The sequence below is a fragment of the Streptomyces sp. CA-106110 genome (genome assembly GCF_050936285.1).
Lineage (GTDB): Bacteria > Actinomycetota > Actinomycetes > Streptomycetales > Streptomycetaceae > Streptomyces.
Window position 1 is genome coordinate 10,388,689 of sequence record NZ_JBNJNB010000001.1, and the last position, 26,601, is coordinate 10,415,289.

Annotated in this window: 23 protein-coding genes and 2 pseudogenes; 16 read left to right on the plus strand and 9 right to left on the minus strand. The window is 68.8% G+C overall.

The window, feature by feature from the left end; genetic code table 11:
- Positions 1–266 precede the first annotated feature (266 nt).
- From ACQEXA_RS48025 to ACQEXA_RS48040, 4 genes are all read left to right on the plus strand, one after another.
- Positions 267–968, plus strand: a complete 702-nt coding sequence (locus ACQEXA_RS48025) for a hypothetical protein (protein WP_432924227.1) — start codon at positions 267–269, stop codon at positions 966–968.
- 212 nt (positions 969–1,180) lie between these two features.
- A complete protein-coding gene (locus ACQEXA_RS48030) occupies positions 1,181–1,552 on the plus strand; it encodes a VOC family protein (protein WP_432924225.1) in 372 nt (123 codons plus the stop codon).
- A gap of 177 nt (positions 1,553–1,729) precedes the next feature.
- Positions 1,730–2,311, plus strand: coding sequence for a recombinase family protein (locus ACQEXA_RS48035; RefSeq protein WP_432924223.1), 582 nt, complete (start codon positions 1,730–1,732; stop codon positions 2,309–2,311).
- Between the two features lie 623 nt (positions 2,312–2,934).
- A complete protein-coding gene (locus ACQEXA_RS48040) occupies positions 2,935–4,854 on the plus strand; it encodes a glycoside hydrolase family 5 protein (protein WP_433133010.1) in 1,920 nt (639 codons plus the stop codon).
- A gap of 268 nt (positions 4,855–5,122) precedes the next feature.
- Here ACQEXA_RS48040 and ACQEXA_RS48045 read toward each other — a convergent pair whose 3' ends face one another.
- From ACQEXA_RS48045 to ACQEXA_RS48055, 3 genes are all read right to left on the minus strand, one after another.
- Positions 5,123–6,544 (minus strand): MFS transporter, encoded by a 1,422-nt coding sequence (locus tag ACQEXA_RS48045; protein WP_432924219.1) that lies wholly within the window; start codon positions 6,542–6,544, stop codon positions 5,123–5,125.
- 512 nt (positions 6,545–7,056) lie between these two features.
- Positions 7,057–7,803 (minus strand): class F sortase, encoded by a 747-nt coding sequence (locus ACQEXA_RS48050; RefSeq protein WP_432924217.1) that lies wholly within the window; start codon positions 7,801–7,803, stop codon positions 7,057–7,059.
- A gap of 146 nt (positions 7,804–7,949) precedes the next feature.
- A complete protein-coding gene (locus ACQEXA_RS48055) occupies positions 7,950–8,831 on the minus strand; it encodes a hypothetical protein (RefSeq protein WP_432924215.1) in 882 nt (293 codons plus the stop codon).
- A gap of 402 nt (positions 8,832–9,233) precedes the next feature.
- Between ACQEXA_RS48055 and ACQEXA_RS48060 the strand changes: the two genes are divergently transcribed.
- The 4 genes from ACQEXA_RS48060 (at position 9,234) to ACQEXA_RS48075 (ending at position 11,008) form a co-directional block, all read left to right on the plus strand.
- The gene (locus ACQEXA_RS48060; protein WP_432924213.1) at positions 9,234–9,614 is read left to right on the plus strand and encodes an isochorismatase family protein; all 381 of its coding nucleotides are present in this window, start codon (positions 9,234–9,236) and stop codon (positions 9,612–9,614) included.
- A gap of 215 nt (positions 9,615–9,829) precedes the next feature.
- On the plus strand, positions 9,830–10,138 hold the full coding sequence (locus ACQEXA_RS48065) for a hypothetical protein (RefSeq protein WP_432924211.1): 309 nt from the start codon (positions 9,830–9,832) through the stop codon (positions 10,136–10,138).
- Between the two features lie 221 nt (positions 10,139–10,359).
- Complete coding sequence (locus ACQEXA_RS48070; protein WP_432924209.1) at positions 10,360–10,785, plus strand: SsgA family sporulation/cell division regulator; 426 nt, start codon at positions 10,360–10,362, stop codon at positions 10,783–10,785.
- A 25-nt stretch (positions 10,786–10,810) separates the two neighbouring features.
- Positions 10,811–11,008: a hypothetical protein gene (locus ACQEXA_RS48075; protein WP_433133012.1), complete on the plus strand. Its 198-nt coding sequence runs from the start codon at positions 10,811–10,813 to the stop codon at positions 11,006–11,008.
- Between the two features lie 32 nt (positions 11,009–11,040).
- Here ACQEXA_RS48075 and phoU read toward each other — a convergent pair whose 3' ends face one another.
- On the minus strand, positions 11,041–11,709 hold the full coding sequence (gene phoU, locus ACQEXA_RS48080) for a phosphate signaling complex protein PhoU (protein ID WP_432938915.1): 669 nt from the start codon (positions 11,707–11,709) through the stop codon (positions 11,041–11,043).
- Between the two features lie 397 nt (positions 11,710–12,106).
- Here phoU and ACQEXA_RS48085 point away from each other — a divergent pair.
- Positions 12,107–12,295 (plus strand): annotated as a pseudogene (locus tag ACQEXA_RS48085) (PAS domain-containing protein); the annotation flags it as partial.
- A 113-nt stretch (positions 12,296–12,408) separates the two neighbouring features.
- Here the strand turns inward: ACQEXA_RS48085 and ACQEXA_RS48090 are convergent.
- A complete protein-coding gene (locus ACQEXA_RS48090; protein ID WP_433129969.1) occupies positions 12,409–14,112 on the minus strand; it encodes an IS1634 family transposase in 1,704 nt (567 codons plus the stop codon).
- Positions 14,113–14,270: 158 nt separating this feature from the next.
- Here ACQEXA_RS48090 and ACQEXA_RS48095 point away from each other — a divergent pair.
- Positions 14,271–15,326 (plus strand): annotated as a pseudogene (locus tag ACQEXA_RS48095) (PP2C family protein-serine/threonine phosphatase); the annotation flags it as partial.
- A 143-nt stretch (positions 15,327–15,469) separates the two neighbouring features.
- On the opposite strand, the gene ACQEXA_RS48100 reads toward ACQEXA_RS48095, so the two are convergent.
- Entirely contained in the window at positions 15,470–16,171 is a 702-nt protein-coding gene (locus ACQEXA_RS48100) for a TetR/AcrR family transcriptional regulator (protein WP_433133014.1), read from the minus strand.
- A gap of 142 nt (positions 16,172–16,313) precedes the next feature.
- Positions 16,314–16,880 carry a TetR/AcrR family transcriptional regulator gene (locus tag ACQEXA_RS48105; protein ID WP_432924203.1) on the minus strand — a complete coding sequence of 189 codons (567 nt, stop codon included), beginning with the start codon at positions 16,878–16,880 and terminating at the stop codon, positions 16,314–16,316.
- Between the two features lie 168 nt (positions 16,881–17,048).
- Between ACQEXA_RS48105 and ACQEXA_RS48110 the strand changes: the two genes are divergently transcribed.
- Together ACQEXA_RS48110 and ACQEXA_RS48115 are read left to right on the plus strand one after the other, a co-directional pair.
- On the plus strand, positions 17,049–17,684 hold the full coding sequence (locus ACQEXA_RS48110) for an isochorismatase family cysteine hydrolase (protein WP_432924201.1): 636 nt from the start codon (positions 17,049–17,051) through the stop codon (positions 17,682–17,684).
- 274 nt (positions 17,685–17,958) lie between these two features.
- Positions 17,959–19,251, plus strand: a complete 1,293-nt coding sequence (locus tag ACQEXA_RS48115) for an MFS transporter (protein ID WP_432924199.1) — start codon at positions 17,959–17,961, stop codon at positions 19,249–19,251.
- 54 nt (positions 19,252–19,305) lie between these two features.
- Here the strand turns inward: ACQEXA_RS48115 and ACQEXA_RS48120 are convergent, their stop codons facing one another.
- The gene (locus ACQEXA_RS48120) at positions 19,306–19,644 is read right to left on the minus strand and encodes a hypothetical protein (RefSeq protein WP_433133016.1); all 339 of its coding nucleotides are present in this window, start codon (positions 19,642–19,644) and stop codon (positions 19,306–19,308) included.
- 431 nt (positions 19,645–20,075) lie between these two features.
- Here ACQEXA_RS48120 and ACQEXA_RS48125 point away from each other — a divergent pair, with 431 nt between their 5' ends.
- From ACQEXA_RS48125 to ACQEXA_RS48140, 4 genes are all read left to right on the plus strand, one after another.
- Entirely contained in the window at positions 20,076–20,591 is a 516-nt protein-coding gene (locus ACQEXA_RS48125; protein WP_432924195.1) for a lamin tail domain-containing protein, read from the plus strand.
- An 811-nt stretch (positions 20,592–21,402) separates the two neighbouring features.
- Positions 21,403–22,623 carry an RNA-guided endonuclease InsQ/TnpB family protein gene (locus ACQEXA_RS48130; RefSeq protein ID WP_433133018.1) on the plus strand — a complete coding sequence of 407 codons (1,221 nt, stop codon included), beginning with the start codon at positions 21,403–21,405 and terminating at the stop codon, positions 22,621–22,623.
- 191 nt (positions 22,624–22,814) lie between these two features.
- Positions 22,815–25,151: a molybdopterin cofactor-binding domain-containing protein gene (locus tag ACQEXA_RS48135; protein WP_433133020.1), complete on the plus strand. Its 2,337-nt coding sequence runs from the start codon at positions 22,815–22,817 to the stop codon at positions 25,149–25,151.
- Positions 25,152–25,159: 8 nt separating this feature from the next.
- A complete protein-coding gene (locus ACQEXA_RS48140) occupies positions 25,160–25,636 on the plus strand; it encodes a (2Fe-2S)-binding protein (RefSeq protein ID WP_360992187.1) in 477 nt (158 codons plus the stop codon).
- A 78-nt stretch (positions 25,637–25,714) separates the two neighbouring features.
- On the opposite strand, the gene ACQEXA_RS48145 is transcribed toward ACQEXA_RS48140, so the two are convergent.
- Positions 25,715–26,587: an amidohydrolase family protein gene (locus ACQEXA_RS48145; protein ID WP_432924188.1), complete on the minus strand. Its 873-nt coding sequence runs from the start codon at positions 26,585–26,587 to the stop codon at positions 25,715–25,717.
- Between the last annotated feature and the right edge of the window lie 14 nt (positions 26,588–26,601).

Here is a 26,601-nt window from a genome sequence, read left to right on the forward strand (position 1 = left end):
GATCGTGTCGGCCCGTGACGAATGACGATGGTGACACCGTTCCCGGTTTGCCCTACAGCGGTAGATGTTTATATTGATCTCTCCTTTCACCTATTCTCCTGTTGACCTGGAGTTTTGTGGGTCCATGGAGTCACCTGACGGTTGACCTTTGGTCCACCTCCGGTCACCTGTGGGCCCTCCGCCGCTTCGCGATCTTGGGGTCAGCGGGAAGGCAAGGCTCGGACGTAACTACAGAGAGTCGGATTTTGAGGAAGTACATAGACGACGTGGCCGCCCGTCGCGCGCTGGAGACTGCCGCCGAGCATGCCGACAAGGCTCGCGACCCACTGTCCTTCGTGTGGACGGGGGCAAGTTGGGCGACGACCGGCGGGGAGTGGCGGGATCTTCCGCTGATCCGCAAGGGTGTGGGGGAGTGGCTGGCGGACGTGGCCGCCGGACTTCGCTGGTACTACGCCCCTGCCATTGAGGCCGGCGAGCGGCGCGCAGAGTTGGAGCGTCGGGCAGGCACCATCGAGACCAACGCACTGCTCGCCGAAGCGGAAGCACGGGCGCTCCTGCACCAGGAAGCTGCGTCTCTGCGCCATGCCGCTGCCGCCATCACCACTTCCCCGGCTCCGTTCACGCTGAAAACCCTGCAATCGCTCGACACCGTGGCGTCCGAGATGCTGTCGGCGCCCGACGGCCGCGCGACTCACCTCCTATCGCTGGCTTCACAGTTCGACGCCTTCCGGGCTCCGCTGCGCGATCCTGCCGAGTGGGTCAAGCGTCTCGGCTTGGCGCCACACAGCGTCCACGTGCGCACGTCTGCCGTTTGGGAGGCGTTCTCTGCCGCTGAGCCTGTGCTTGCTCGCTCGCTGGGCACCACCGGGGGTAAGCGGGCACTGTTCGCCGCGATGGACGGTCGCTTTGGTGCGCGCCGGAAGCTGGCCGGATACGAGGGTTGGCGGGGCGTGGCGCTGAACGACTGACGGTCGCTGGTGGGCAGGAAGGGGGTCTGGAACTTTTCCGGCGCACTCCTGGGCGCCCCGCCCTACCCGACCGTGCGCGCGCTCGGGAAATAGCCGAAACTGGTGGGAAAGTCGCAGCTCAGCGTGCATGTAGGCGCATAATCCCGCGCTTCGTTAGGCAGTCGTCTCTAAAGTGACGCACCAGGGAAGTCCACTGACCGTCCGGAGGTGTCATGCCCCTGCAGATGAAGTTGAGCGCGATAACACTCGACTGCCCCGATCCGTTGGCTCTGGCGGCGTTCTATCAGCAGGCCACTGGCCTCGCACCCCATCCGAAGTCGGACGCCGACTTCGCGGGTCTCAACCGTGAGGACGGACTCTTCATCGGTTTTCAACGGGTCGACGGCTACCGGGCTCCGCGCTGGCCTAACCAGACCGTTCCTCAGCAGCTTCACATCTGCTTCAAGGTCGAGGAGGACTTGGAGGAGGCCGAGGCCCGGCTGCTGGAGCTGGGCGCGGGCAAGCCGGATCATCAGCCTCATGGGGCCAAGGCGCGGGTTCTCACCGATCCGGCTGGGCATCCCTTCTGCATCGTCAGAGGCTGACCGGGGGTTTCAGGCCCCCCGCTGCTGTGCGTGACCATCGCAGGGAGTCGCTCAAACGATGGTTATCGAGACGGTCGGGTGCGAGGCGGTCCAAGGAAGCTTTCGGTGTTCAAAACCCGTCTCAGAACATGCCCAGAAGGCTTGAGGTTTTGAGACGGGTTATGAGACGACCAGGTCATGGCGACGAAGAACACCGGAACCTCGATCGGCTACCAGCGAGTCAGTACCAACGCGCAGGATGCGCAACTTCAGGCGGACGCTCTCGCTGAGGCGGGTTGCGTCCGCATCTTCGAGGACAAGGCGTCAGGTAAGAACGCCGACCGTGCCGGACTGCTTGCTGCTCTCGACTACATGCGGGAGGGTGACACCCTCACCGTGTGGAAGCTGGACCGTTTGGGCCGTTCCACCAAGGACGTGCTCACGATCGCTGAGGACCTTCACGCCCGGGGGGTCGCGCTGCGGATTCTGACGGGCACGCTGGCCGGTAGCTACTCCCCGAAGGGTGAGGGCAAGTTCTTCTTCACGATGATGGTTGCCTTTGCTGAGCTGGAGCGAGACATGATCGTTGAGCGGACCCGCGCTGGGCTGGACGCTGCTAAGGCTCAGGGTCGGACCGGCGGTCGGCCCACTGTCATGGATGCGGACAAGCTCGCTGCGGCCAAGGCGCGTAAGGCCAAGGGAGAGAGCGTCACGACCATTGCCAAGGCGCTTAATGTGTCCCGCGCGACGCTGTATCGGGCGCTTGCCGACACGGAGTGACCCGGCCCCACTTGAGAGACCGTCTGCCCGCTGTGGTGGACGGCCTTTCGCATGTCTGGGCACCGGGGGGTGGGTCAATCTCTGGGTGGGTGCGCCCCACGGACCCGGCCCCAAGACCCGCACACTTTCCCGCGAAATGGAGACCCCCGGGGTCTGGGTGAAAGCCCGCCAGTGACCCGCCACGGTCGGCGTGGCCTCCTCCAGGGAGGCGGGCAAGCGCAACGTTTCCGCAGGTCCAATTAACGTGCGTAGCTTTACATGCTCATTGATCTTTACTACGCTCATGGCCCCATCCTGCCGCACCGCGGCCGTGAGACGGTGAGCGGCTTGCCCTACCGAGTGTCACCAGTGGCCGACAGGCGGGACGGGGCCGGCGGGTTTCGGCCGACGGCACCCGCCCGGCCAGGGGCCGCTGCGCAGAGCCGCCCGTGGCCGGAAAACCCGGTGGTCGCTCCAAGTACCCCCGAAACGTGGGCTGTTGAGTCATAGACTGACGGCCGTCGTCCGCCCGAGGCCATGTTCGGCTGCCGTGCGGAGAAGCGCCGGCAGGCTTCCGTGCACTGGGTCGCCCTCCGGCTGCGCCAAGTCTGTCCGCGCTCATCCGCTCGCACACAGAGGCCCGTATGCCAACGACCAGAGTTGTCCAGTACCTGACAGGCGGGGTAGGTGCGGCCCTCCTCCTGCTCGCCGCGGCACCCGGGACGGTCGTCGCCGTCGCCGAGCCCTCGGCCCCCACCGCGTACACCGCGGCCCCGGCAGCCGACACCTGGCAGCCGCCGCTGTCCACCCGCGGCCGGTACATCGTCGACGCGGCGGGCAACCGCTTCCGGCTGAAGTCGGCCAACTGGGACGGTGCGCAGGGCTCGTGGACGGGCAGTGGCAGCATCTTCGATGCCACCAACCACCACGCCGGACAGGACTCCTACGGGATACCCCTCGGCCTGGACCGTGCCCCCCTGTCCGAACTGCTCGCCGACTTCCACGAACTCGGTATCAACAGCATCCGGCTGCCGTTCTCCAACGAGATGATCCACACCACGGCCGCCGTACCGGACGTCGCCGTCACAGCCAATCCGCAGCTTCGTGGCAAGACGCCGCTGCAGATCTACGACGCCGTGGTGGCCGCCCTCACACAGGACGGCTTCGCCGTCATCCTCAACAACCACACCAACACCTCCCGCTGGTGCTGCGGTATCGACGGCAACGAGCGCTGGAACAGCATTCAGACCACCCAGCAATGGGCCGACGACTGGGTCTTCATGGCCCGCCGTTACGCCGCCAACCCCCGTGTCATGGGCGCCGATCTCTACAACGAGGTGCGCCGAGACATCACGGACGACCCCAACTGGGGCCTGGGTGACGACCACGACTGGTATGCCGCCGCGCAACTCGCCGCCGACCGCATCCTCACCGAGGCCGACCCCGCTCTCCTCATCTTCATCGAAGGAATCAACTGGACCGGCCTGCCCGTCGACGGGCTGCCGCACGGCCGCCCCACCCTGACGCCCGCGCGCACGCTCTCGCACACCCTCGTGGCCACCCACAAGCTCGTCTACTCCGCGCACTTCTACGGATACACGGGCCCCCGTCACAGCGGTGCCACCGGCATCGGGGAGACCCACGACCCCCGCTACCAGGACCTGACCCGCGACGAGCTGTACCAGGCTCTCTACGACGAGGCCTTCTTCGTGTCCGAGGACACCGGCCGGCACTACACCGCACCGGTATGGATCAGTGAGTTCGGCATCGGAGCGGGCGAGACGGGAACCGCCGCCCGCGCGTGGTTCGGCAACATCACCGACTACTTCGCCGACCGCGACGCCGACTTCGCCTACTGGCCCCTGGTCGGCTGGGAGGGACACGACGACTGGGCCCTGCTGCGCTATGACAGCTCGGGCCACCGGTACGGCATCCTCGACCAGGCCGACTGGCGCAGCACCGCGTGGAACCACCTCATGACCTCACCGACCATCACCGGCCCCGTCGACCCGGTGCCGACCTGGCGCATGCTCTCCACCGATCACGGCGACTACGTCCAGTCGCTCCGGGTGCGAGCCGGTGGTGACTGGGACAACGGCGCCTACAAGGCCGCCTGTCCCGACGGACTGCGACTGATCGGCCTCAGCCACACCGCCGGTCGCGGACTGTGCACCGACGTCACGACCGGTGACCTGCGCGCCGCGGGCAACGCCCAGACGGTCGTCACCGACGAACGCTACGTTCCCGCGGGCGGTGACTGGGCGTCGGGTTACAGCAAACTCCAGTGCCCGTCCGGCCAGTACCTCATCGGCTACAGCCGTCGCGGTGCCCGGGTGTCGGCGGCCCTGTGCGTCCCCGCGGTCACCCCGCAGGCCGGCACGGGACGCACGGTCTGGTTCGACCGGTCCGACAACCGCCCCGCCGACACCGCGGGTGGCGACTTTGCCTACGGTGACTACAAGGGCCAGTGCACGGACGACGAGTACGCCGCCGGGATCGCCTTCACCACACGTGTGGGGAGCGGCGCCGGGCCCGCGGCTCTGCTCTGCCGCAAGATCTCCTGAGGCGCTCCGTTCATGGCCGGCCCGGCGCCGGGGGAGTGCACGGCGGCTCGTCCGGTCTCGCGGTGGGCCGCGGTCGGACCATGCGGGCTTCAGACCCGGACGGCTGCCGCGTCGGCGGCCGTCCGCAGCATGCTCGGCGTCGGGGCTGCACGCGGCCCTCAACAGTACGATCTACCGGGACTGCCCGCGGGTCCACGGCGTTTCGGTTCTCGGTAGCGGCCGCCGCGAGGGCCGTTCCCCGGGGGAGCGCGGTCCTCGTGATCGCCGATCAGGGCGGGGTGACGCGTGGGGCGAGTTTGATGGCCTGGATGCCCGAGAGTTCTTCGAGGGAGGCGCCGCGCGGCTCGACGCGGTAGGCGAGGATGATGAGGAACCCGCCCGCACAGGCCGCGGCCACCCCGTACAGCAGAGCGGCCTCACCGATGTCCGCCAGCAGTACCGGGAAGAGGAAGGTGCCCAGCGCGGCCCCGAGTTTGCCGCACCCGGCGGCGAATCCATGTCCCGCCGAACGCATCTCGGACGGGAACACCTCGGCGGGCAGGGCGAAGGTCGTGGCGTTGGGCCCCAGGTTCATGAAGGTGTTGAACACCCCGAACCCGACCATGACCAGGGCGAGGTGGGCGTTGGCTCCGCCGGGCAGTTGCGTGCCCACGGCCAGGACGCACAGAGCGATGGTCATGACCGCGAACCCGGTCAGTTGCAGGGGCACCCGGCCGACCCGGTCGACCAGCAGGATCGCCAGTGCGAAGCCCACGACCAGGAAGGCGTCCAGCAGGGCGGTGCCCTTGGTGGAGGCGATGTCGTCCGCGATGAACGTGGTGTGCGCGCCGCCCAGCGCGAAGGACGCCAGCAGGGTGGGGGTGAAGATCCCCACCCCGTAGGTCGCGATGTCCATCAGGAACCACGGCACCGCGGTGAAGATCGTGCGCCGACGCCAGCGTTGCGAGAAGAGCTGCGGCTGAAGGAAGGCTCCCAGGCCCTCCAGTGGTGGCTCGTGCCGTTCCTTGTCCTCGGGGGTCACCTGGACGGGAGTGCCGACGAGCGCCCGGCCCACCTCGCACGCCTCCCGTTCACGGTTGTTCTGGGCGAGCCAGCGGGGGCTCTCCGGCACCCGGCGGCGCAGCCAGATGATGATCAGAGCCGGCACCAGCCCGAATCCGAGCATGATGCGCCACGAGGTGATGTGAGGCCGGGTCAGCAGGATCACCACACCTGCCGCCGCCCCCAGCAGAATGCCGAATGCCTGCAAGCTGAAGGCGCTGACCAGCCACCGTCCGCGGGCCTTGGACGGCAGGATCTCCGCCAGATAGCTGGCGGCGATCGGGTAGTCCAGCCCCACCGCCACACCCAGCGCGAAGCGAAAGACCGTCAGGGACCAGACATCCCACGCGGCCGCGCACAGCACGGAGAAGACGACGAACAGCCACAGGTCGACCCGGAAGATCCGGCTGCGCCCGATACGGTCGCCCAGGGGGCCGAGCAGCGCGGCGCCGAAGACCGAACCCACGATCGCCGCCGCCGACAACATGCCCTTCTCGGCGGCACTGACGTAGAAGTTCGCGGCGATGAGCGGGTTCGCCACACCGATGATGAAGAAGTCGAAGCCGTCGAGCAGAATGCCCAGGCCGGCCAGCAGCCAGAATCTGATGTGCAGTCCGGAGACGGCGGCGTCGTCCAGGGCTTCGCCCAAGGCCGCGCCTGGTCGGACATGTGCTTCCTCGGGGGTTTCTCGGGGGTCACGTCGTCCTCACGAGTAGCTCCGTTAAGGGGGTCGCCGCACGCCATGTTGCGGACGGAACCTCGACAGGTGCGGACGCCAGGCGACGCGTCCGGACCACGGCACTCGAACGGGCGACCAACTCGATGCGGGACAACGGCCCGTGCGGCAGTCGGTCCTCGTCGGGGCATGCTTCGGATCGGCTGCTGAGAGCGTGTGAGTGGCCCGTCCATGGAGGACGTGGTCCGAGGCGGCGGGCAGAGCGGGAGCTGCGGACCCTCGATGGTACGTTCGTCGGCCCGCCGTATCGCCGGCCGCAGGTCCTCCATGCCTCAGGCGCGCGGCCGGTGTGTCGCTGGAGTCGACGGGAACCGAGCCGACCCGGACCGCACGATTCTCGAGTCGGGGCCGTGCGGCGACCTGCCCTGCACAGCACTGACCCGCCGTACGGGACGGCGGGTCGAGGCAGCGGGCCGGTTGATGTCTCAGGAACGTCCCGATGTGTCGAGGTGTGCGAATACGACGACGTTGGACTGGTATTCGTGGGCGCTGTGGTTGTAGGTCCCGCCGCAGGTGATGAGCCGCAGCTGGGCGGTCGGGGCGTCGGCGTAGACCCGGGTGTCGGGAAAGTGGGCCTTGTTGAACGTCTGGACCGAGTCCACCTTGAAGCGGGCGGTGATGCCGTCGGCGCGGGTGATGTCCACTGTGTTGCCCGGCTTGAGGAAGCGCAGGAACACGAAGATCGCCGCGCCGGTCTTGGTGTCGACATGTCCCACCACGACCGACGTTCCTCGTTCGCCCGGTGAGGCTCCGCCCTTGTACCAGCCTGCAAGGTTCTTGTTGGTGAGGGGTGGAGTGTTCAACTGTCCCGAAGGGTCCAGGGACACGTCCGTGAACGGTGCGTTCACCCCGATCTGCGGAATCACGATCCGTTTTGGTTCCGACCGCGGCAGCGCGGGCCCCGAGGGACGTGCCATCGCATTCGGTCCCGGCAGCGGCGGGGCGACGGACGGGGGCGGTCCCGGAGGTGCGACCGGGTGCAGAGGTGTGGGCGGGGCGACGACGGCCGGTACCTCCGGCGGCTTGGCATCAGCCGGAGGCGCCAGCGAGTGGTGGATGAGCAGGGCGCCCAGGGCCACCGCCGCGGCCGGCCACAGCAGAGCAGGGCGAACATTACGCGAGGGGGCTCGGCTGGGGGTCTCATCGGGCGGGGCCTGCTGCGAGAGAGTCATTGGACAAAGGCCTGTTCATCAACTGGAGCGGCGGTCGGACATGCGCGGTGCCGGCGGGACGCCGGCACCGCGGCCGCAGCCGCGGGCGCTGTCGTCCTTCCCAGGGCGACAGCGCCCGCGACCGAACGGCACCCGGCAAGGACCGATCAGGCCCCGACAGCATCCGACGCGCTCCGGCGCCGCAGCATGTAGGCACCTGCGCCGAGACCGCCGACCAGGAGCAGAGAGCCCGCGGCCAGGCCGTTTCCGGACTCCGCGAGACCGCCGCCACCGGCCTTCACGCTGCCGCTCGGGGCCTGCTTCTGCTCGGACGACTTGCCGTGCTTCTTCCACGGGTTGCCGCCTTCCGCGGCTCCGGCGTCGCCCTTCTTCCACGGGTTGCCGCCTTCGTCGGCGCCCGCCGCGGCTCCGGCGTCGCCTTCGGTTCCGCCGTCGTGCCCGGCCGCGGCCGATGCGTCACCCTCGGACTGCTCCCCGCCGCTCGCCGAGCTGTCGTCGCCGTGCGGCTTGCCGCCCTTCTTCCACGGGTTGCCGCCGTCGTCGGCCAGGGCCATGGCCAGGGCACCGCCGCCGGCCTTCACACCGCCGGTCGGGGCCTGCTTCTGCTCGGGCGACTTCTCGTGCTTCTTCCACGGGTTGCCGCCTTCCTCGGCTCCGGACTCTTCCCCTCCCATGTCCGGGGCGCCACCGTCGGCCTGCACGCCATCGTCCACCTGCGCGCCATCGTCGGACTGAGTCCGCCCGCCCTCCTCCCCCTTCTCCCCCGACGACTTGTGGTCCTGATTCTTTCCGTGCGGTTTGCCGTGGCTGCCGTGGCTGCTGTGGGAATTACCGTCGTCCGACGCCCGAAGTCCGACCAGCGACACGGCATGCGCGGCGGGAGCGGAGAGCGCGACGGCCGCGGCAACCGCCGCGGAGGCGAACATTGTCCGGGTCACTCGCATCAGAGGTAGTCCTTTCGCCGCCACCGCGAAGGCCAGCACCACGCCGGCACAGCGGAATCGCAGCAGCAACGTGACAACACTCAACCGACCGGTGCCCCTCACCACCGAAGGACACGGCCCCACGACCCAGCCCGTACGCTGTTCGAGTGCCTTTAGGCCTAAAATCAACCCGGTCGGCAGCATCCCGTCAGCACCAGCGAGCAGTGGCATTTCCAAGGTGCGAGTGCGCGTTCCGGTACCGAGTTGTCGCAGGCACATCCCCTGATGACGCTGCATCAGGCCTGGTAGAGGCGTGCTGGTCCGGCAGCGGGAGCGGCCAAGTCGGGCCGCGCCTGGCCCATCGCGGCCGGCTCCCGCGTGGCCCACCGCCGTCGGCGTGCCAGGACGGGACCGCCCTGGCGGAGGGGCACCGGAACGGTCCGCGGCGGACAATGAAGGTGGGCGATCGCGCACACACGGCCAACGGTCGGCGGCGACGGTGACATCGTGGGCCCGGGAGCACTGGACGGGGCGCAGAGCGGGTTCGCCACCACCGATCTGGATCTGCAGCTGAAGCAGCACGGCATCGGGCGGGTGGTGTTGGCCGGGGTGCCGGCGAACACCTGCGTGGAGTCGACCAGCCGTTTCGCCATGGAGCTCGGCCACCACGTGACGCCGGTGTGCGCTGCCACCGCGGCCTTTCTCCCCGAGATGATGCGCGCCGCCCATGAGCTGGACGGGCCGGCCTTCGCTCATGCAATCGTCACCACCGACCGGCTCGTCGACGTACTCGATTCGACGCGGCACGCCCGCACGCCTGACCGGACGCCCGCAGTGGTGCCGCACGCTGTCCCGGCCGGGGCGCGCCCGCCCGAAAACAACGCCTGAAGGCCGTCTGAGAAGCCCTTCCCACCTGCTGTGATGAGCCTCACCGAGAATATGAGGCACCCCTCAAGTACGCTGGTGAAGTCAAAACGTGAGGGACCCCTCAGATTGTTCAGGGCATCTCGCCGGCGACTTTTTCAGAACGTGCGCCACGGTCCGCGGAAGCGATGACCCACCGCCCGGTGGGCCGGACCGGGGCAACCAGCGAGGAGATGACCATGAACAGGCTGATCACGCGTGTGGTGGTGGCTGTTGCTTCTGCGACGATCGCAGGCGGAGCCGTGGTGGGTGCCGGGAGCTCGGCGATGGCTGCCTCCCAGCCCGCTCACCCCACCCGGTCCGAGGCCGTCAGTGTCGCGACCGGCGCTGGTGTGGACTCGCTGCAGGGCTACCACCAGGGCGCTTACCGGTGGGACGGTCACCGCCTGTACCGGTGGATCGAGGACAAGTGGATCGATGTGACTCCGCTCCGCCACGGCGCTGTGGACCGTTGGTACGTGGACCAGCTGCTGCTGGCTCAGGGCTGATACCGCCGCTTGGACGAGGGCCCGGGGTGCGTGCCCGCACCGGCCCCCTGGGAGAGCCTTCCAGAGGCGTGCCAACCAGGCGAAAGCCCACAGGAGCAGCTGATGCCGTCTTCCCTGCCGATGCTGCGCGCTGCGCAGTGGTGGCTGCCTGTGTCCCGCGGTCCGGAACAGGGCGTGAGCCATCGGAGTCAATGCGTAGCGGGCTGTCGGAGTGATGGACCATGACTTCCTTGCACATTGTGGCGTGCGAGCTGCCGGTGCGGCTGATCAGGTCTGATGACCTGTCGGTGCACCTGTCTGTGGCGCTCTGGTACGAGACCGGCGATCCCTATGTCGTCCGCGCCGCCTTCCACCCCGTCGGGCGGAGCGAGAGCGTGGATTGGGTCTTCGGCCGTGACCTGCTGGCGCAGGCCCTGAGTGGCCCTGCCGGTGAGGGGGACGTGCGGATGTGGCCGGCCGCCGGCGCTGCCGCGGACGATGTGCTGTGTCTCGCCCTCAGCTCACCCAACGGATCGGCCTTGCTCGAACTGCCCGCGTCGAGCGTGGAACTCTTCCTGCGCCAGACGCATTCGGTGGTGCCGCCAGGTGCCGAGTCCGAGCACCTCGACCTCGACGCCGAACTGGCACAACTGCTCGCGGGCAGCTGAAGCCGTTCGCGCCAACCACTGATGCGTGGTGCGCACGCTCGCTGCCGAGAAGAAGCAGGATTTCCGAGGCGCCTTCATTCCGCTGCCCGATGGCGACGAACGCCTCGATGACGCGCGACAAGCCTCGCGACGATGTCCGAACGTTGTGATGATCGGCGATCCGCACTGCCTGAGCTTCCGTACGCTGCTACGTGCCGCGCGACGACGTAGATGGAGAGCCTGACAAGCGGGCACCCTCGCCGAGCCTGGCGCAGGTCATGCGGGCCCGTCCGTGGTCAGCTCGTCCGAGTGCTCGCCCGTCACCAGGTAGACCACGCGCCGGGCCACCGACACCGCATGGTCGGCGAACCGCTCGTAGTAGCGGGCGACCAACGTCACGTCCACGGCGGTTTCCACGCCGTGCTGCCACCGGTCGTCCATCAGATGGTGGAAGATCATGCGGTGCAACTCGTCCATGCGGTCGTCGTCCTTCTCCAGCTGGAGCGCCGCACCGACCTCCTGGGTGAGGACCACTTCGGCGGCCTGCGCCATCAGACGCTGCGCGAGCTGGCCCATCTCCAATATCGTGCGGCGCAGATCGCGCGGCACCGCCCGCTCGGGATAACGCATCCGGGCCAGCTTGGCCACATGCTGGGCCAGGTCACCACAGCGCTCCAGGTCCGCGCTCATGCGCAGCGAAGTGACCACGACCCGCAGGTCCGTGGCAACCGGGTACTGCCTCGCCAGCACCGCGATCGCCCGGTCCTCCAGGTCACGCTGGAGGTCATCGACCCTCTGGTCGGCTGAGATCACGCTCTCGGCAAGCTGCAGATCGGCATCCAGGAGAGCGGTCGTCGCCAGGCCGATGGCCGAGCCGACCAGATTCGCCATCTCCACCAGGCCGTCACTGATCGAGGCCAGCTCCTCGTGATAGGCCGCCCGCATCGCGTCCTCACCGTCCACTCGTGTGTGCCAGACTTCCGCCGCCACCAGGCTCCCACAGTGTGTTCATCGGACTGCCGGCGGCGGTGCTCGGCGCCCTTGGGGGAGAGCGGGCACTCGTTGCGACCAGAAGGACGGCGGCAAGGGCGGCCCCTGCACCCACTGTGATGGGCGATTCGTCTCATGGCGAAGGCAGGACTGTTTCGCCGGCAGAGGTCACCCGGGGCGCGGTGGTGATGACATCAGACTGATGTAGGTCAGCGGAGTCTCCATGACCGGGTCCCGACGGAAAGCGGTCGCTGCCTGTCATCGTTGATCGTCCTCGCGGGGTCCACACACGGCCCGCATAGTGGAAAGGGGAGAGGAGGCTTCCGGACAGGAAGAGGCGAGTGCAGTGTCTGTGGCTACCGCGCCGGTCGACTACGAGGCGTTGTTCGCCGTCACACCCAGCCCGCATCTCGTGCTGGGTCCCGATCTTGTGATCGTCGCAGTCAACGAGGCGTATTGCTGCGCCACCCGCCACTCTCGGCAAGATCTGGTCGGGCGATACCTCTTCGAGGCGTTCCCCGAAAACCCGGCAGACCCCGACCCGGGTTCGACAGTTACGGGTCGTGCCTAGGACACGAAAGTGCGGCCTGACCTGCGGGAACGCGTGGGGGCGCGCTGAAGGCGCGTGTCACTAGGCGCGGGTGTTCGTGCTGGTCAGCGCGTTGCGGTGAGTTCGATGACCTTCTTGGGCACGGGGAGGTTGAGGGCGGTGAGGATGTCGCGCTGGGGCTTGGTGGGCTCGGAGGTCTGGCGGTAGGTGCCGGCGGGTCCGGTGAAGGTGGCGGCCTGCAGGCGCTGGAGTTCGGCGCGCAGACGGTTCCAGGTCTGGCCGGTGGCGTTCTCGGCGACGCGGATCAGCAACAGGGCGAGCCAGCACAGCAGGACGTGGGCGCGGATGCGGTCCTCGCGGCGATGGTAGACCGGGCGCAGGTCCAGGAGTTGCTTCATGTCCCTCCAGCCTCGTTCCACCTCAAGAAGCTGCTTGTATCCCAGGGCGATGTCCTCGGTGGACAGTTCTGGGTCGGAGGACCGCAGCAGGTACTTGCCGTCGAGCTTCTCCTCTGCGGCGATCTTCTTCTTGTCGATGCGCAGGAGGCCGCCGGGGGTGGTCCGCAGGTACCGCTTCATCCCTGGTTTGGTGGACAACTGCCCGGCCAGGTGGGCGCGTTCGGCCGCGTTCAGCTTGTCGGTGCCGGTGATGGCCTCTTCGAGTTGGGTGACCAGGCGGGCGCGGATGGCGGCGTCGCGGGTGGCCTGATCGGGGTTGAAGCAGATGATGTACCGGTCGTCGGAGCCGATGTTGACTTCCTTGACCTGCATGTTGTCGCGGACGGTCGCGTAGCGGCCGGGGCGGGCGAGGGCGGCCTTGACCTCGGCGGAGCCGGAGCGGAGCTTCTCGCCGATGATGTAGCCGCCGCCTCCTTGCATGAGCGCGCGGCGGTTGGCGGCGGAGGTGAAGCCGCGGTCGGCGACCCACACGACGCGGGAGAGGGACCACTCGCGCAGGTCGCGTTTGACCTGGCGGATCAGGTCGCTGTCCGCGGTCGAACCGGGCCATGACCACACGCGCACCGGGATGCCGTCGCGGGTGACGGCCATGCCGACGACGACCTGGGGCAGGTCGTCGCGGGAGTCCTTGGACTTCCCGAAGGCGCGGAACCCCCGTTCCTTGTCGATGAGTTCGGGGTCCGCGTCCTCGGGCAGGCGGCGGCCGTCGGCGTCGCGGGGGACGGGTTCGTCGGCGTCCTCGGTCTCGAAGTAGGTGCTGGTGGTGTCGAAGAACAGCAGGTCCACTTCCAGGTTGAGCAGGTCGGTGACCTGGAAGTACGCCTCCTTGGCCAAGGCCGGTTCTATCTGGAGCAGCCAGTCCATGGCCCGGTAGCAGGACTGTTCGTCGATGGCGGGCAGGCCCTCGATGTGGACATCGTGGCTGATCCAGTCGGTGGCGGCGAGCTTGCTGGAGGCGTCCAGGGCCCGGTTGGCGACCAGTGCGAACAGCACCCGCTCCACGCGTGGGTCCAGGCGGCGGCCGGTTAGCTGGCGGCGCATCACCTGGTCCAGGCCGAGCCGGTGCCACAGTCCGTCCAGGACGTGGGTGCCGCCGAGCGGGCGGGCCTCGGTGAAGGCGAGTTCGGCCGGGCCGGTCAGCGCGGCGGCGCGGGCCGGGTCCAGCAGCCGGGTCAGCGCGGTGACCAGACGCTCGATGGCGTCGCGGTCGATCTCGTCCTCGCGGCCGAAGGAGTGCAGCACCTTGGTACGCGACACCCCCGCGGCCGGGTCCCACTCGTTGTGGGCGAGCTGGAGGTACCGCACCACTTGCCCGGACTTGTTCCTCCGCGAGGACGTACGCACATACACGTGGCTAGACGATACACACTTGTTCGCAGGTCAACGCAGTGTGATCACGCGAATCGTGTCACTAGGGCTTTCACGGGTCTCGCGACCCGGAGACCGTCCTGACCTGCACCTTCATTCGATCCCGTGCCCAAAACCGGCCCACAACTGTCGAACCCGGGCCCGACGCCGACGGAATGCGGAATCTGAGTGCCTCGTTGCACCGAGTCCTGCGCTCGAAGGAGCCGGACACGATGGCGATGCAGAAGTACGACATTCCCGTGCCCGACCACCCGGGAGTGTTCGAGGAACGGTGGTGGTCCCCCATCAACATCCCCGTCCTCGGACCGGACGGACAGGTGGCGTGGATCGTCCACCGGGCGGAGGACGTCACCGACTTCGTGCTCTCCCATTGCCTGTCGCAGCCGGGTGACGCGCTCAAAGAGCGAGAGGCGATGGAGGCCGAACTGTATGCGCGGGCGCGGGAGCTCCAGCTGGTGAACGAGCAACTGCGGCAGGCTCACGCCAGGGAACGGCAGGTCGCCGTCACCCTTCAGGAGGCCATGCTGCAGTCGCCGGACCTGGACAACCACCGAAACGTCGCGGTGCGTTACCTGCCCGCGGCCCAAGGGCTCAACGTGTGCGGCGACTGGTACGACGTGGTGGACCTGCCCGACAACGGTTTCACCGTCGCCGTAGGTGACGTCGTCGGCCACGGCCTGGAGGCCGCCGCTGTCATGGGTATGCTCCGCAGCGCCCTGTCCGCCGCAGTACGCGCGCTGCGCGATCCCGCCAAGGCAATAGAGGTCCTGGGCCTGTACGCCCGCTCGGTGGAAGGGGCACTGGCCACCACAGTGGTCAAGGCCGTCGTGGACACCCACCGTTGCCACATCACCTACAGCAGCGCCGGCCACCCTCCGCCGGTTCTCGTCCGCCCGGACGGGACGTTCGTTCTGCTCGACCAGGCCACTGACCCGCCACTGGGAACCCGCCCCCAGCATGTCCCGCGCCCCCAGGCCGCCCTTCCCTATACCCCCGGCGATGCCCTCGTCCTCTACACCGACGGGCTCATCGAGCGCCGCGGCGAGGACGTCGACGTGGGCCTGCGCCGGCTCACCGACACCCTCGCCGCCAACTCCCGCCTCAGCCCCGATCACCTGGCTGACACCCTGCTGTCCCGCCTCGGCGTCAGCGGTGGTGGGGACGACGACATCGCATTGATCGTCGTCCGTCTGTAGCTCGTACAGCGTCACGATGACGGCTCCACGACGCCCCAGGATGGGTGAGGAAGGCGGAAACTGCAGGTCATCCCGAGCGTGGCCTGACCAGGCCCACTCCTGCGGCGCGGGGAGGCAGGCCCGTTACTGTACAGCAGGGGCCACTACTCCTCGTGGCACTCCGGGCATTCCTGCTCGGGGCATTCGATGATGACCATGGCCTTGTCGACCTGCCGGGGGGCCAGCGGCGGTTCCGGCAGGGGATGGGCGCAGTCCGCCCGGAAGCCGTCGAGCATGAGGTGGAGGTGGCGGCGCCAGGCACGGGGGGCGACGTTGCGCGTGGCCTGGATGATGCCGGCCTGGGACCAGATGACGAAGGCGACGTCCTCCGGGGTGACGTCGGCACGGACGATCCCCTGCTCCTGAGCGGCTCGGAAGACCTGCGCTCCCAGTTCTCTCGCGCGGTCGACCATCTCCCGGCTGAGCACATGGAGGGGGAGCTTGGCGGAGACCAGGTCATGGAAGGCGCGGTCACAGGCCTGAAGCTCGCACAGCCGCTCGAGGTAATGGCAGAAGCCCTGCCAGGCGTCGTCCATGGCGGCGGCCTCTTCGACGGCGGTGACCAGTTCGGCCAACTTCGCGGTGAAGAGCTCTTCCACCAGGGCGAGCCGGGTGGGGAAGTGCCGGTAGACCGTTCCGATGGCAACGCCGGCCTGGCGGGCCACTCCCTCCAGGGATGCGTCGAGGCCCTGTTGTGCGAAGGCCTCACGGGCAGCGGCCACGATCGCGTCCCGGTTGCGCTGGGCGTCACGCCGCAGCGGCTTGACCGGCGCCGCGGGCGCGGGCGGAAACGGTCGGGCGTTCATGCAGTGAGCCTAACATGAGGGGCCCCTCGAAAACGGGTACGCGACCGTGTGCTAGCGCACACCGCGACGCTTGGAAGCGCTACTCGGCCGCACGTACCCGGCACGGCCGGCGCCATGCAGTGGGGCCGCGGGAAAGGGTCCCTCACTCCTGTCGCCGGAGTTGGTCGGCGACCTTCGTCAGCAATGCGTCGGACAGTTCGGGGTCGGCCACAGCCCGGGACATGAGCACCGCACCGACGAGGGCGCTGAGGGTGAGCATGGCCTCGGCCCGGGCTTCCTCGGAGCCGTCTCCGAGTCCGGCGATCAGGTCGAGGTAGGCGCGGACCTGCTGTTCGTAGGCCTTCTTGAGGTCTTCGTCGCCGCGCCCGGCAGCTGCGCCGAGCGAGACCAGGGCGCATCCGGTGCCGGGGGAGTCCCGGTGCTGTTTGGCGAGGTAGGAGTCGATCAGACCGCTGCGGGGTTCCCGCTCGTTCTTCCGCGCGGCCCGTTCCATCTTCGCCGAGCCCTCGGAGAGGGCCAGGGCCGCGGCCTCGGCGATCAACTCGTCGCGGGAGGAGAAGTGCTTGTAGAAGCCGCCGTGCGTCAGGCCCGCTTCCTTCATGAGATCCGCGACGCCGGGGCGGCTCACACCTTCCACGCGGACCTTGCGGGCCGCGACGCGCAGCACCCTCTCGCGGGAGGCCGCCTTCTCCGCCTGTGAGTGCCCCATGTCAGGTCCTCCTTGTGCGCGACGGCCAACGCCGCCCAAGAACTAGATGATGTGCATCATACACGACGGTGGAAACAGTGGGATGAGCTGGACATATTTGACTTCCAGGATTGCGATGGTCATCCTCGATTCAGGATGTCAATCATCATCCAGAGCTGAGGAGAAATCGTGTCCGAGACCTATGACCCCCGTCGCACAGCCGTGCTGCTCGTCGATCCCTTCAACGACTTCATCTCCGAGGGCGGCAAGCTCTGGCCCCGTGTCGAGGCCGTGGCCAAGGAGGTCGGACTGCTGGAGCATCTGCGTTCGGTGATCGCGTCGGCCCGTGCGGCCGATGTGCGCGTGGTGTTCGTGCCGCACCGCCGCTGGGAGCCGGGGGACTACGAGAGCTGGGACCACCCGAGTCCCACCCAGCGCAGCATGATGGAGCGGCCCAGGTTCGTACGCGGTACTTGGGGCGGGGACTTCCACCCCGACTTCCAGCCGCAGACCGGTGACATCGTAGCGGCCGAGCACTGGGCACAGAGCGGGTTCGCCAACACCGATCTGGACTTCCAGCTCAAGCAGCACGGGATCAGTCATGTAGTGCTCGTCGGCCTGTTGGCGAACACCTGCATCGAGTCGACCGGCCGTTTCGCCATGGAGCTCGGCTACCACGTGACACTCGTGCGGGATGCCACCGCGGCCTTCCTCCCCGAGATGATGCACGCCGCCCACGAGCTGAACGGGCCGACCTTCGCCCACGCCATCGTCACCACCGACCAGCTCGTCACCGCGTTCGACGCAGCACGGACGCGTTCCTGACCGGACACCTCCAGGTGACGGCGGCCACCTGACCGGACGCCTCCCGGTGACGGCGGCCACCTGTCCGGCCGCCGTCACCGGGGCGACGAGCCACTGACTCGACGCCTTGCCATCGGCGCCCCTGCGTCCAGCGCCCGGTACCCCACGGGTACTGGCGTGCGCGGCGCATCAGGACGCCGGCTCGAGCGACCCCCGGGTGTACGTCCCCGCCGTACCCAGGCGTAGCCCCACTCGGATGTCCACCTCCGCTTTCCTCCCGCTGTAAGGGCCTTCCATGACCGCTCTGTCGCCCGTCCCGGGCGTGAAGCGCGCCACCATCCCCGTCTTCGCGACCGCCACCGCCGTCACTGTCGCCAACATCTACTTCACCCAGCCGCTTCTCGAGCGGATCGCGCAGGATCTGGGCGCCCCCGCCCAAGCCGCCGGCGTCGTCGCCACGGCCGGCCAGATCGGCTACGCGCTGGGAATCGTCGCGATCGTCCCCCTCGCCGACCGCGCCCCGCTGCGCAAGGTCTCCCGCATCCTGCTCGTCATCACCACGCTGGCCCTGCTGGCGGGAGCCCTGGCTCCGTCGATCACCCTGCTGAGCGTGGCGACCCTCGTCCTGTCGACGACCACGGTGCTTCCGCAGATCATCATGCCGACCGTCGCCTCGCTGGCCGCGCCCGGTCAGGCAGGCCGGGCCCTCGGCGCCGTCGGTACCGGACTGACCCTGGGCGCACTGCTGTCCCGTACCGTCTCGGGAGCCCTCGCCGAAGCGACCGGGACATGGCGCGTTGACTACGTGGCCGCCGCCCTGGCCACCGCGTCCCTCCTGTTCGTGCTCCCGCGGCACATGCCGGACAGGCCGCGTGACACGGACGAGGACAAGCCCGGCTACTTGCGACTTCTGGCGTCCATGCCGCCGCTCGTCGTCCGGCACGCGTCCCTGCGCCTGTCCGCGGTCCTCGGCGCGGCGAGTTTCGCGGCCTTCTCGGCGTTCTGGGCCACGCTGGCCTTCCATCTCTCCGAGAAGCCCCTCGCACTCGGGCCGGCCGCAGCTGGGCTGTTCGGTCTCAGCAGCGTGCCCGGCGCCCTGGCGGCGCGTTACTCCGGCCGGCTCAGCGACCGCTACGGCCCCGGCAGGGTCAACCTCATCGCCCTGGCGTCCGGCGTGACAGCGTTCGTCGTCTTTCTGCTGGCCGCCGACTCGGTGGTGGCCCTCATGATCGGCTGCAATCTGCTGGGCTACGGCACCACCAGTGCGCAGATAGCCAATCAGACCCGGATCTTCGCCGGGCCCGCGCTCCTGCGAGCCAGGCTCAACACGCTCTATATGTTCGCGCTGTTCGCCAGCGGCGCCATCGGCTCCGCCGTCGCACTCGCCCTCTTCCAGGGACACGGCTGGACGGCGACGGTCTGCGTGGGCATGGCCTTCCTCGCCACGGGGACGCTGACCCTGACGGTCCATGGCGTCCGGAAGCGACTCCGGGACGGCCGCGGCAAGCGCCGGCAGCTTCTCCCGGCCGAACACCAACGGCCGACGAGCCGGCACTCGGCGGCGGCCCGTGTCCGGACCGGTCGATGACGCCCGGATCCCCTTGACCCATGTCCGTGTGCCGTAGTCGCTGCGAGGGCGGCGTCAGCTCGAACGTCCTTGGCTGCCCGTCAACCCCACCGGTCGGCTTGGGGCACAGTGCTCGGTGTCCGGCGGTGGCAGGGTCTGCTCGGTCCAGATCGTCTTGCCGGTGGGGGTGTAGCGCGTCCCCCAGTGCGCGGTCATCTGGGCGATGATGAACAGGCCTCGGCGTCCTTCGTCGTCGCCCAGCGTGGCGGCGAGGCATGAGGCCGGGGCGGTGGAGGCCAGGCCGATGACGACCGGGGAGAACATGCCCAGTGCGTCGTTCTTCAGCCCTTTCCGGCCGGATCCGGTGCCGGGAGCGGAGCGGCAGGGGGCCACGGCAGTGCCGAAGTGCCTCACACTTGGTTCCAACGCCGGGTCCCGCCCGCCGCAATACAAGCCAGGAGCCGGAAGCCGTACGGGGCGCTGTCACGCGGGCGGTCACCGGAGCGGTGACTGCCTCGGATCGTTGTTACCCACTTTCGGGTGACGACCCGGTTCGCACGGGGGCGATGGATGGCCTTGTGCCGGCTCGCAGGCGTTGCTTGCAGATGCGTTGAACCGGACAAGCGGGAGAATCGTCACCTCACACTCATAGGTGCGATATGCAGGCGAATGTTACAGAAATATCCGTAATTCGTAACACACCTGATGTATCGCTCGTATTGCCCGCCTACGGGATCAAGGTGTGGGTGCGCGGCCGGTTGGCCGTGCACGCCGCAACTCGCACGACCTCGTTGCGCGGCCCGGCCGCCGTGCAAGGGCGTGCCCTCACCCTGCAGGGAGAGCCTGTGTCCGCTTCCTCCGTGACCGCTCGCCGTCTGGCTGCCGCCGCTGTCGCGTCCGCTGCCGCGGTCGGAGCCTTTGTACCGCCGGCGTCCGCGGCCGACCACGACCTGCGCGGGCGCAACGCGCGGGTCGAGATCAGCGATGTGCAGTCCGACACCTGGGGTCGCCAGGACCGCTCCAACCGCTCTCTGAACAGGGAGTGGGTGGAGATCACCAACAACACCCGGAGGGATGTGAACCTGAGCGGGTGGACGCTGTCGGACCGGGACGGCCACACCTACACCTTCCACCACTACCGCCTGGATGGCCGTTCCACGGTCCGCGTTCACACCGGGTACGGCCGCGACACCCGGACCGACCTCTACCAGGACCGCCGCCGCAGCGTGTTTGAAGGCCGCCACGACACCGCCACGCTGCGAAACGCCTATGGCCGTGTCGTCGACACCTTCTTCCTGGGCGGTGACCGTGACCGCGACGGCGGCTACCGGAACCACGGAGGGCACCACCGGGGCCACTGAGAAGCCATCAGAAAGGATGTGCCGGTGACCGCGGCGCGCGGAAGCGCGGTCTGACCGGCACGACCCGACGGCGCGTCGGCCCTCGCGGGCGGGCGCGCCGTCGTACGTCGTACGCTCTCGTGGCCCGTCGGGGACGCGCTACCGGCCCGGGTGAACGACGCAGCCCGGCCGTCCGACTTGATGCCGCCCCGCCCACGGTCCGTCGCCACCGTGACCTCGACCCCGGCGCACCGCTCGGCACGCGTCAGGCGCTGCGCCGCGCCGCCTACCACGCCCTGACCGAGGCGCTGCCGCCTGCGCCATGCCGAGCCCCCACACCCGCCGCCGCCCCTTCCTGACTGGGAGGCAACGATCACCGCCGTCACCGCTCAGTCCCCGGCCGACGGCCGAGCCGAGCGCGCGGCCCTGACCCCGCGGAAGAGCGGCCGTCGGACAGGCTCGGAGCGCATGGACCAGGCCGGTCCGTGGGCGTGTTGCCAGGGGCGATCCAGCGTCGACCGTCCCGGTGTCGCCCAAGCGCGCTGCCATGGCACCGGTGTCGTGGACCTCGCGGGTGAGCGTCTTGATGAAGCGCCGCCGGGCAGGCGGTGCCCCGATGCCGCGCAGTGCGCCGGAGGCTGCGAGCGCTTCACCGGGTTCCTCCGAGGATGCCCCGGCCTTCAGGCGGGGGAGGAATCGGTCTCCTGCGGAGCAGGACAGGAAATAGGGGTTTCGCCTCCAGGGCGAAAGATCGTCCACCCGCGACGAGGTGAGCGAGCCCGTGGCGATCAAGAGGTCTCAACTGTCAGTCTCCCCGGGTAGGTTCGGATGCATGACGACAGACGCGACCACGGAGGGGGCCGGGCATGCCCGGTACTCCTTCCGTGTGCGCCTGTCGGCTACCGCGCGGCGCGCACTTGAAGCGGAGTGGGACCGCTGCCGGTGGCTCTGGAATGAATGCGTGGCCAAGTCCAAGCAGGTCCACCAGCGAGCCAAGGAGTCCGGCGAGAAGCTGACGTGTGGTCCGGCGCAGTTGGACAGGATGCTGACCGAGGCGCGTCGGGTGATGCCGTGGCTGGCCGAGGGTGCCTCGGTGCCGCAGCAGCAGGTGATTCGGGACTTCGCCAAGTCGCGGGCGAAGGCGTTGAAGGACGTCAAGGACGGGCTTCCGGTGCACCGCCGGGCGGGGATGCCCCGCTTCAAGCGGAAGCGGGAGGCCAGGCCGAGCCTGAACTACACCCGGCGGGGTTTCCGTCTGAAGGACGGTCGTCTGCACCTTGCGGGCCAGATCGTGGTGAGCGTGGTGTGGTCGCGGGCTCTTCCGGTCGACCCGTCGAGTGTGCGCGTGTACCAGGACACGCTCGGGCACTGGTATGTGTCCTTCGTCGCCCCCGCGCGGAGCGAACCGCTTGCCCTCACGGGGCGGGTGCTCGGGGTGGACTGGGGTGTGCAGGAGACGGCCACCACCACGGATGACGCCTACGATCTCCCGCATGCCGAGCACGGCAAGCGGTCCGCGCAGGGGCTCGCCCGCTACCAGCGGATGATGGCCCGGTGCCGGCGTCCGAAGGGCCGGCCCGCATCCGCGGGCTACCGGAAGGCGCAGGCACAGGCCGCGAAGCTGCACAAGAAGGTCGCGCGGCAGCGGGAGGACACCGGCCGCAAGTGGGCCAAGTCCGTGATGCGTGATCATGACGGGGTGGCGGTGGAGGATTTCCGCCCGAAGTTCCTCGCGAAAACCACGATGGCCCGCAAGGCGGCCGATGCCGCCATCGCCGCCACCAAACGCGCTCTGGTCGAGATGGGGCGCAAGCACGCACGGGACGTCCGCCTCGTGCACCCGGCGCACACCACGATGGACTGCGCGCAGTGCGGAGCGAGAACCAAGCACGCACTCCCTCTCTCGATGAGAACCTATGCCTGCACCGTGTGCGGAGCCGTCTCGCCCAGGGACAAGAACTCCGCCCGCGTGATGCTGGTCCGGGCAGGTTGGAACCCGGACGGTGCCGAGGGCGTAAGACCTCCTGGTCCGCTGGACCAAGAGGCGGCCTGAGCCGTGAATCCCCACGCAGCCCTGGAGGGTGGAGAATCCCCTCCCTTCAGGGAGGGGAGCCTTCAAAGGAGAAGCGACTTGTGCGCGTTGCGTGCTGAAGCGCTGCCGAGATCTATCGAGTAACGCGCCAACCATGCACAGTCGAGGTCCCGCCATCAGCGGCGGACATCACCTTGCCTGGAGGACAGTTGATGGGAGCGCACAGCCGTCCGGAGCAGCCGGAAGCCGCGCTTGCGACGGACGGCATCGGCCGCCGGAGGTTCCTCGGCTATGTGGTGGCCGCCTCCACGCTCACCGTGGCGGCCCAGCTCGGGGAGGGGGCCCTCGCACCGCAGGAGGCGGCTGCCGCGGTGCCGTCCCTGCCGGGGCCGGCGGAGATCTACGACCTCAACGACATGCTCACGCACGCCGCCCTGCCCACCGCGAACCTGATCACGATTCGCCTCGACGCCGACGGCACGGCCTCCTTCGCCCTGCCCAGGGCCGAGGTCGGGCAGGGCGTCACCACGTCCAGTGCCATGCTCATCGCCGAGGAGCTGGATCTGCCGCTGGACAGGATCCGGGTGACACTCGCCGACGCACGGCCCGAGCTGCTGTTCAACCAGCTCACCGGCGGGTCGAACACCACCATCTCCACCTTCACCCCCATCCGGGTCGCGGCCGCCGTGGCCCGAGGGAGACTCCTCAAGGCCGCCGCTCTGGAACTGGGTGAGGTGATCGACACGCTGACCGCCAAGGCGGGGATCATCACCTCCGCTGCGACCGGCAAGAGCCTGACGTACGGCGAACTGGCGGAGAAGGCCGCGTCGGTGACGACCACTCAGGTGGAGGTCACCCTCAAGAAGCCGGCCGACTTCGAGGTCATCGGGACTCCGCAGCGGCGGATCGACGCGTTGGCGGCGGTGACCGGACGCAAGAAGTTCGCGATGGACCTGCAGGTGCCCGGCGCCCTGCCGACCATGGTGTGCCGACCGCCGACGATCAATGGCACCGTTCGCTCGGTGGACAACCTCGACGAGGTGCGGGCCATGCCTGGCATCACCGATGTCGTACGGATCTCCACCGGCGTGGCTGTTCGCGGGCGCACCTTCGGGCAGTGCATCGACGCGGTGCGCGCCCTGAAGGTCACGTGGGGACCGGGTACGGCGGAGGGAGCCTCCGACGACACCATCCGTGCCGAACTGCGCAGGGCCGAACTTCCGCTGCCCGCCCTCGGTCTGCTGGCCAAGGCCGTCGACACCCGTTTCACCTTCCACTTCGCCAGCAACAGCGCGCTGGAGACCAACTGCGCGATAGCCGACGTACGGCAGGACTCGGCCGAGATATGGGCCGGCCTCAAGTCCCCGATCACCGCGCAGGAGCAGATCGCGGCGAAGCTGGGCCTGCCGGTGACCGCGGTCAAGGTCCACGTCACCGAAGGCGGTGGCTCCTTCGGCCGCAAGCTCTTCCACGACGCCGCCGCGGAGGCCGCCGAGATCTCCAAGGCGATGGGCAAGCCGGTCAAGCTGATGTGGCATCGCACCGACGACTTCCGGCAGGGCCGTACGCACCCCATGTCGACGTCGCGCGTGAGAGCCACCTACGCGCTCGGCCAGGTGCTGACCTACGACCAGCGCCACACCTCCGTGGCCACCGACTTCGGTCACGGCGTCGGGGAGATCATCACGTCCGAGGTGGCGCAACTGCCGGTCGGTGGCCTCACCTTCTCCGAGACGATCTTCACGCTGACCCAGCAGACGCCCTACAACTTCGGCGTCGTCACCCAGCTGCTCAGCGAGACCGACCAGGGCTTCAACACCGGCTCCATGCGCAATATCTACTCGCCCAACGTGCGGTGCGCGCAGGAGCTGGTGGTGGACGAGCTGGCGAAACGGCTGGGCAAGGACCCCTACGGCTTCCGCCGCGAATTCCTCAAGGACGACCGGGCCCGGGCCGTCCTCGACAAGGTCGCCGAGGTCGGCGACTGGGGCCGGAGCATGCCGGCGGGCACGGCCCAGGGCATCGCCGTCCACCCCGAGTACCACGCGTGCGTGGCGGTCCTCGCCGAGATCGACTGCCGCCCCGGGACCACCGGACGCAAGGTGCTCGACGCCTTCACCGGGCCCCGTGTCACCAAGGTCGTGTGTGCCGTCGACGTGGGCCTGGCCGTCAACCCCCGTGGACTGCAGGCCCAGATGATGGGCGGCATCATGGACGGCATCGCGATCACGCTCACCTCCGGACTCCACCTCGACAACGGGCACTTCCTGGAAGGCAGTTGGGACAACTACTTCTACACCCGGCAGTGGAACACGCCGCCGGAGCTGGAGATCGTCGTCATGCCGCCGACCACCGGCTCTCCGGGCGGCGCGGGGGAGCTGGCCGTTGCCGGCGCGATGGCCGCGGTGGCCTGCGCCTACGGCCGCGCCACCGGCACGATGCCGACGGCCTTCCCGATCAACCATGGTGGACCGCTCGGCTTCGAACCGCTGCCCACCACACCGCCGATCCCCGCGTCCCCCACCGACGGTCTCAGCCGCGCCTTCTAGGAGTCCCCGTGCCCGAACACACCTTCATCCTCAACGGCAGAGCCGTGACCGTGGACATCGAGGACGACGTACGACTGCTGTGGGTGCTCCGGGACGTCCTGGGCGTGACCGGACCCAAGTACGGCTGCGGACTGGGCGTCTGCCAGGCCTGTACGAGCCACATCAACGGCAAGGCCTTCAACCCCTGCTCGGTCCCCGTGAAGGACCTGCGCCCGACGGACGAGGTGACGACCATCGAGGGGCTGCCCGGCACTGTCGGCAAGGAGCTCCATCCGATGCAGGAGGCGTGGCTGGAGTACGACGTCGCGCAGTGCGGCTACTGTCAGCCCGGCCAGATCATGGCCGCCGTCGCGAAGGTCCGGGCGGCGCGGGAGGAGGGCCGCGAGATCAGCGAGGCGGACCTGGACGAGATACGCAACGTCTGCCGGTGCGGCACGTATCACCGCATCCGTGAGGCCATCGAGGCCGGCGCGAAGATGTTCTGAGCCGAGGTCCGGTTCGTGCCGGTGAGCCGGGCCCGGGGCGGCACGGCGGATCTGGCTCGCCGGTGACCCGGTCCCGGTTCACAGGGCGAACAGACGGACCGCGTTGTCGTGGCACACCGCCCGAAGCCAGTCGTCCCCCAGGTCGAGACGGGCCAGCCCCTCCAGGGCGTGGGCATAGGAGTAAGGGATGTTGGGGAAGTCGGTGCCGAGCAGGATCCGGTCGCCGAGGTCGGTCAACCGCGAGAGCTCGGCCGGGGGGAACGGCGCGACCTCCTCGCTGAAGTCGGTGAAGGCCATCGTGGTGTCCAGATGGACGTCGGGGTGGCGATCGGCCAGATCGAGGAAGTCCCCGTATTCGGGCATCCCCATGTGGGCGATGATCAGGCGCAGCTTCGGGTGGCGTGCGAGCAGCCGGCCGACGGGTTCGGGGCCGGTGTGCTTGCCCGGCACGGGCCCCGAACCGCAGTGGATGACGACGGGGATCCCGGCCTCCGCGAGCAGGCCCCAGACCGGCTCGAGCAGTTCGTCATTGGGGTCGTACGCCCCCACCTGGACGTGGGACTTGAAGACGCGGGCGCCGTTCTCCACGGCTTCGTGCACGTACCGCGCGGCCTCCGGCTCCGGGAAGAAGGTGGCGGTGTGCAGGCAGTCGGGGGTGCGGGCGGCGAACTGGGCGGCCCATGAGTTCAGCCAGGCTGCCATCGCGGGCTTGTGCGGGTAGAGCATCGCGGTGAAGGAACGCGCGCCGAAGCCGCGCAGGGTCGCGATCCGCTCATCCTCCTCGGCCCGGTAGGCGATGGGCCAGGGCCGGCCGACCAGGGGCCCCACGGAGTCGAAGTAGGCCCACACCTTGTCCATCACCCGGGTCGGCATGAAGTGGGTGTGCACGTCGATCAGGCCCGGCAGGCCGAGCTGTGACCAGAACGCCGTCACGCGCTCGGCATCGGTCATCGCCACATCGCTCC

Bases quoted from the DNA above. Each gene is read 5' to 3' on its own strand.
- ACQEXA_RS48030 (WP_432924225.1), top strand. From the start codon at position 1,181: ATGCCCCTGCAGATGAAGTTGAGCGCGATAACACTCGACTGCCCCGAT.
- ACQEXA_RS48035 (WP_432924223.1), top strand. From the start codon at position 1,730: ATGGCGACGAAGAACACCGGAACCTCGATCGGCTACCAGCGAGTCAGT.
- ACQEXA_RS48040 (WP_433133010.1), top strand. From the start codon at position 2,935: ATGCCAACGACCAGAGTTGTCCAGTACCTGACAGGCGGGGTAGGTGCG.
- ACQEXA_RS48050 (WP_432924217.1), bottom strand. From the start codon at position 7,803: ATGACTCTCTCGCAGCAGGCCCCGCCCGATGAGACCCCCAGCCGAGCC.
- ACQEXA_RS48065 (WP_432924211.1), top strand. From the start codon at position 9,830: ATGAACAGGCTGATCACGCGTGTGGTGGTGGCTGTTGCTTCTGCGACG.
- ACQEXA_RS48070 (WP_432924209.1), top strand. From the start codon at position 10,360: ATGACTTCCTTGCACATTGTGGCGTGCGAGCTGCCGGTGCGGCTGATC.
- phoU (WP_432938915.1), bottom strand. From the start codon at position 11,709: ATGCGGGCGGCCTATCACGAGGAGCTGGCCTCGATCAGTGACGGCCTG.
- ACQEXA_RS48100 (WP_433133014.1), bottom strand. From the start codon at position 16,171: ATGAACGCCCGACCGTTTCCGCCCGCGCCCGCGGCGCCGGTCAAGCCG.
- ACQEXA_RS48105 (WP_432924203.1), bottom strand. From the start codon at position 16,880: ATGGGGCACTCACAGGCGGAGAAGGCGGCCTCCCGCGAGAGGGTGCTG.
- ACQEXA_RS48115 (WP_432924199.1), top strand. From the start codon at position 17,959: ATGACCGCTCTGTCGCCCGTCCCGGGCGTGAAGCGCGCCACCATCCCC.
- ACQEXA_RS48130 (WP_433133018.1), top strand. From the start codon at position 21,403: ATGACGACAGACGCGACCACGGAGGGGGCCGGGCATGCCCGGTACTCC.
- ACQEXA_RS48135 (WP_433133020.1), top strand. From the start codon at position 22,815: ATGGGAGCGCACAGCCGTCCGGAGCAGCCGGAAGCCGCGCTTGCGACG.
- ACQEXA_RS48145 (WP_432924188.1), bottom strand. From the start codon at position 26,587: ATGACCGATGCCGAGCGCGTGACGGCGTTCTGGTCACAGCTCGGCCTG.